The following is a 4,112-nucleotide window of genomic DNA, read 5'->3' on the forward strand; positions in this document are numbered from 1 at the left end:
GACGGCTCGGTAGTGTACAAGGTACACCGTCTAGCGTGTAAAGGGTGTCCCCACCACGGTACACTGTGTAAGGCTAAACGACCAGCGATAAAGCGGTACATGGACGAAGAACTTCTTTTCCGGGTAGAGAGCCACTTAAAGACGGAACGTGCGAGAACAAGCCTCAAGCAGCGCACATACTGGCCCGAGACCGTGTTCGCGGAGATGAAAGGTCCGCGAGGACTGCGCCGTGCAACCCTACGTGGTACGACGAAGGTACACACTCAGGTCCTGTTAGCCTTAGCGGTGCACAACATCAGGCAACTGGTAAAAGAGGTTGGACGAAAACGAAAGGAACCTGGACAGGTTTCCGGTTTAGTAACGACTGCGCTTGGGCCACTATTGGTTAATCAGCTCCCATCTTCCTTGCCGTAGACGTCGGACAATGGGTTTGGCAACAGGTCCATTGACAAGGACATCGCTCTTCCATGCGTTCATTTTAGCTTATTTTTTCCCGCATTGTGCCTCGGCCTCTGGGAGTAGTATGCGGGCTGAACCAAGGCTTGGTCTTGGTTGAAAAGCCTTCGATACGAAAGTAGAACAATGATGAGGCATCCTATACCGACCGCAGCTGCTACCATAGCCATAACCACAAACTGGTATCGGACCGCCTCGGTTGGGTCCATGCCGGCCAGTATCTGGCCTGTCATCATTCCGGGTAGGCTTACCAGACCTACCACCATGAGCCCGTTTATGGTCGGGGTCATCCCGGCCATAACGGCCTTTCTTACGTAAGGGACGATGGCTTCCCAAGGAGTCGCACCAAAGCAGACCAGTTGTTCTATCTCTTCTATATGGGCTTTTACTTCGCTTAACATCCGATCAAGGGAAAGAGCAATTCCGTTCATCGAGTTTCCCAGGATCATACCGAAAATAGGAACGCTTATGCGGGCTGAGTACCAAGGCTCAGGTGAAATGATGATAACTACCACTATGAGGCCAACGATGAAGGTGCTGGCGGTTAAAGCGAGGAAAGAGACAACCGACGTGTTGAAAGGAGCTTCAGGTGTCCGGCGAATAGCTTCTCTGCTCGCTACCCAGCACATCAAAAGGATGATGACCAATATCACAGCCAAATTGTCGATTTTGAATACATACATGAGCACGGAGCCAATTATCGAGAGCTGGACAAAGGCGCGAACAGTCCCCCACACCAATGACTTCAACAAACCCAATTGAAGCAGGGCGGAGATGGTTCCGGTAATGAGGATCAGGATCATGCTCAGAGCCAGCTTAAACTCGGAAATAGGTATGTAGGCGTTGTTCATCTTCTTGTCCTCCTTGTTCGTGGCAGGTAATCCTCAAGCGTATTTTCCGCTTTCTTGGTGCAGCTATGTTTCAAGTGTAGAGTGTGGTTCCAGGTTTACAAGCGAAAATCGCCCCAAAAACCGTAGGTCTTCTTCCTTATGGGACACCAAAATCACACCGTTTTCAGGCCTTTCTTCTACCCAACGCTGAAGCGACTTCATGACGTGAGCCTGGCTCTGTGTGTCGAGGTAGGCAGTGGGTTCGTCTAGCATGAGGACGCGGGGACCCGTGAGCAGAGCCCTGATCAAACTGACGCGGGCGGCTTCTCCTCCAGATAGAGTCGAGGCATTTTGGAAAAGAAGTTTGTCGCTCAGTCCGACCTGCTCCATGAGATAACGGTATTCTGTTGCGGGAACGGATTTTTTCTTCCGCCGGAATGCGAGGGCAAAAGGAAGCAACAGGTTATCTTGGACCGTGCCCGGAAACATGACTGGTCTTTGCGGGACATAGTGAACGGCTGAACGCCATTCCTGAGGAGGTATGCTCATCCACGGTCGGCCTTCAAAATAGACTTCACCAGTGTCTGCCGGGATGAGTCGGGCTAGGATACGAAGGATGGTGGACTTCCCAGAGCCTGAAGGGCCTTTCAGAACCAGTACTTCTCCAGGTCTTAAGGTACCCGACACTGTTACTTTAAGATGACTACCCGGAAAGGATCGGGAAAGGTCCCTAAATTCAAGAAGCTTGGTCACATTTCATGCCTCCTTTGCCGCCATTGATTGTAGGCGGATCAAAGCTTTTGCTTGACCCTTCATGCCTAACCCTATTCCAGAATCTCCGACACCAATTCCCTCAGCCACTTCTTACATTCCTCCAGGACGGCTTCGCCTTGCTCGGTGGCAAGGTAGTAGATCCGGCGTCTGCCACCTTCCACTGTGTGCTTAGACTCTACCAGGTTACCTTTTTTCATTTCATGCAGTATCGGGTATATATGGCTCGGGCCTACCCGATAACCGTGCCGTTTTAACTCGTCGATCATCTGTGCTCCGTACACCGGCCCCTGGGTACAGTGATATAAGATATGCATTCTCAAGAATCCGTTTAGCAAATACTTGATGATTTAAACCACCTCCCTTTATATCAAAATCTTGATATCTAGATTTGATAACAATATATATCAAGAACTTAGTTGAATCAAGTCTATATGACAGCGCCTTTCGGTCAACCGGCGGTGCCATTCAATGCCCTTCACCCGAGGTTTAGGGTTTTCAGCGTTACCAGCAGGCTATTCAGGAGTTATACAATCGAGGCGTGATGCAAGGTACTAGTATTACTAGTCAGGGATTCGCGTCTTCGCTCCGGAAGCAGTTGTAACCCGGGCTCAAGCGGCTTGTGTTTAGGTCCGAGCGTTTCGGTTGGACTATGGCAACATGCGCTTTATCAAGCAGCCTCTGCCCAGCGATTACTACCTGGATATTAATAACCAGGCTTGGTATGCCGAGGCAGCATTGTTCTGTGCCATCAATGATTTAAGCGACCTCAAAGACGGGCTCAAGGTACAACTTTTTCAGTAATTGGCCTAGTGGGAGGCCGCTGTCTAGTGCGTGACTGGTTGGTGTACGTTATTTCCCCGTAGCAGGACCGGTTATTTTGCTGAAGGATGGGCTATAATTCCCATTGGGTTTCGCCGATAGGAACCAGGAAAAAGCACCCGGTATACCTCGATACAAGCGCCCTGCAGTGGCCGTTTATTTCGATCAGCGCGGCGGCCAGGGGATGCCAGTTATTCATCGAGCCCGAAGCGATAGTTATGGTCAAGTCTGCGGGTTAAGCTCAAAAATGTTCGTATCAACGGTAGACCAGGTAGTGGAGCAGCTTAGCCAGCGCATAGCCGAAGGCGGATTGAAGACTCTCATTGGGAACAACGCCTACAGAAGGTTTCTCAGAATTGAGGGAACCAAAGCGGAGATTGACCAGAAGGCTATCCTGTTCCAGAAAACTGTTGGTATCGCGGGATTTATGTTAAGGGTGCCCGCAAACTTGAGTTTGGCAAAACCATGTTCGGTTTCCGGAGTGCCACATGATACAATAGAACAAGAAATACACTAAGACTACTGCTGCAAAAAGAGGTGTCTGATCGGTGGAACTTAAGGATTTGCTGAATCGGATTACTGTTAACCCTAAGATTTTCGGAGGAAAACCGATAATTCGCGGTATGCGGATCAAAGTAGAAAACGTGCTATCCCTGCTGGCACAAGGGATGACGCTGGAAGAAATACTGGAGGATTACCCGGAACTTGAACCGGACGACGTAAGGGCGTGCCTTGTTTACGCATGCGCGCTTGTAGCGAATGAAGCCATCGAAAACGTGAATGTCGAGGCGACGCCATGAAGTTTCTCCTTGACGTGTGTGCCGGTGGCAGGCTACGCGCCTGGCTGGAGAGCCTCGGCCACGACGTGGCTGAAGTACGCAGTGTGAATCCGTCGATGACCGATGACGAAGTGCTTGAATGGGCGACACGGGAGAACCGTATTGTTATTACAGCGGTGTTTTTGTCAATAGGACTGTAGCCAAACCCGTCGTCCAGCGTCTATGGCGAGGAAGATGAGAGCTGATTAACCAATAGTGGCCCGAGCCCAGTCGTTACTGAACCAGAGACCAGTACAGGTTTCTTTATAGACGGTATGGAAGTGAAATTCCTTTTACCATACCTATGGGAGCACTGGGGCACCATCAAAGAACAACTGCTAAGAGGGACCTATGAGCCGAAGCCCGTGCGGAGGGTCGAAATCCCGAAACCCGACGGGGGCAAGAGGCTTCTTGG

At 50.5% G+C, this 4,112-nt stretch carries 8 protein-coding genes; 5 read left to right on the forward strand and 3 right to left on the reverse strand.

The window, feature by feature from the left end; translation table 11 throughout:
- Positions 1 to 414 (forward strand): transposase (locus HPY90_RS15125; RefSeq protein WP_287195717.1); only part of this gene is annotated, 414 nt, incomplete at its 5' end.
- A gap of 59 nt (positions 415 to 473) precedes the next feature.
- Here HPY90_RS15125 and HPY90_RS15130 read toward each other — a convergent pair.
- The 3 genes from HPY90_RS15130 to HPY90_RS15140 form a co-directional block, all read right to left on the reverse strand.
- A complete protein-coding gene (locus HPY90_RS15130; RefSeq protein WP_287195719.1) occupies positions 474 to 1,307 on the reverse strand; it encodes an ABC transporter permease in 834 nt (277 codons plus the stop codon).
- 63 nt (positions 1,308 to 1,370) lie between these two features.
- Entirely contained in the window at positions 1,371 to 2,039 is a 669-nt protein-coding gene (locus tag HPY90_RS15135; protein ID WP_287195721.1) for an ABC transporter ATP-binding protein, read from the reverse strand.
- Between the two features lie 71 nt (positions 2,040 to 2,110).
- A complete protein-coding gene (locus HPY90_RS15140; RefSeq protein WP_287195722.1) occupies positions 2,111 to 2,374 on the reverse strand; it encodes a PadR family transcriptional regulator in 264 nt (87 codons plus the stop codon).
- Positions 2,375 to 2,717: 343 nt separating this feature from the next.
- Here HPY90_RS15140 and HPY90_RS15145 point away from each other — a divergent pair, with 343 nt between their 5' ends.
- From HPY90_RS15145 to HPY90_RS15160, 4 genes are all read left to right on the forward strand, one after another.
- Complete coding sequence (locus tag HPY90_RS15145; RefSeq protein WP_287195724.1) at positions 2,718 to 2,861, forward strand: hypothetical protein; 144 nt, start codon at positions 2,718 to 2,720, stop codon at positions 2,859 to 2,861.
- A gap of 202 nt (positions 2,862 to 3,063) precedes the next feature.
- Positions 3,064 to 3,396 carry a hypothetical protein gene (locus HPY90_RS15150; protein ID WP_287195726.1) on the forward strand — a complete coding sequence of 111 codons (333 nt, stop codon included), beginning with the start codon at positions 3,064 to 3,066 and terminating at the stop codon, positions 3,394 to 3,396.
- A 31-nt stretch (positions 3,397 to 3,427) separates the two neighbouring features.
- Positions 3,428 to 3,679 (forward strand): DUF433 domain-containing protein, encoded by a 252-nt coding sequence (locus tag HPY90_RS15155; protein WP_287195728.1) that lies wholly within the window; start codon positions 3,428 to 3,430, stop codon positions 3,677 to 3,679.
- Positions 3,676 to 3,858 (forward strand): DUF5615 family PIN-like protein, encoded by a 183-nt coding sequence (locus tag HPY90_RS15160; RefSeq protein ID WP_287195730.1) that lies wholly within the window; start codon positions 3,676 to 3,678, stop codon positions 3,856 to 3,858. The genes HPY90_RS15155 and HPY90_RS15160 overlap by 4 nt, the downstream gene beginning before the upstream one ends.
- Positions 3,859 to 4,112: the final 254 nt, after the last annotated feature.

The sequence above is a fragment of the Syntrophothermus sp. genome (genome assembly GCF_013314835.1).
GTDB lineage: Bacteria > Bacillota > Syntrophomonadia > Syntrophomonadales > Syntrophothermaceae > Syntrophothermus > Syntrophothermus lipocalidus.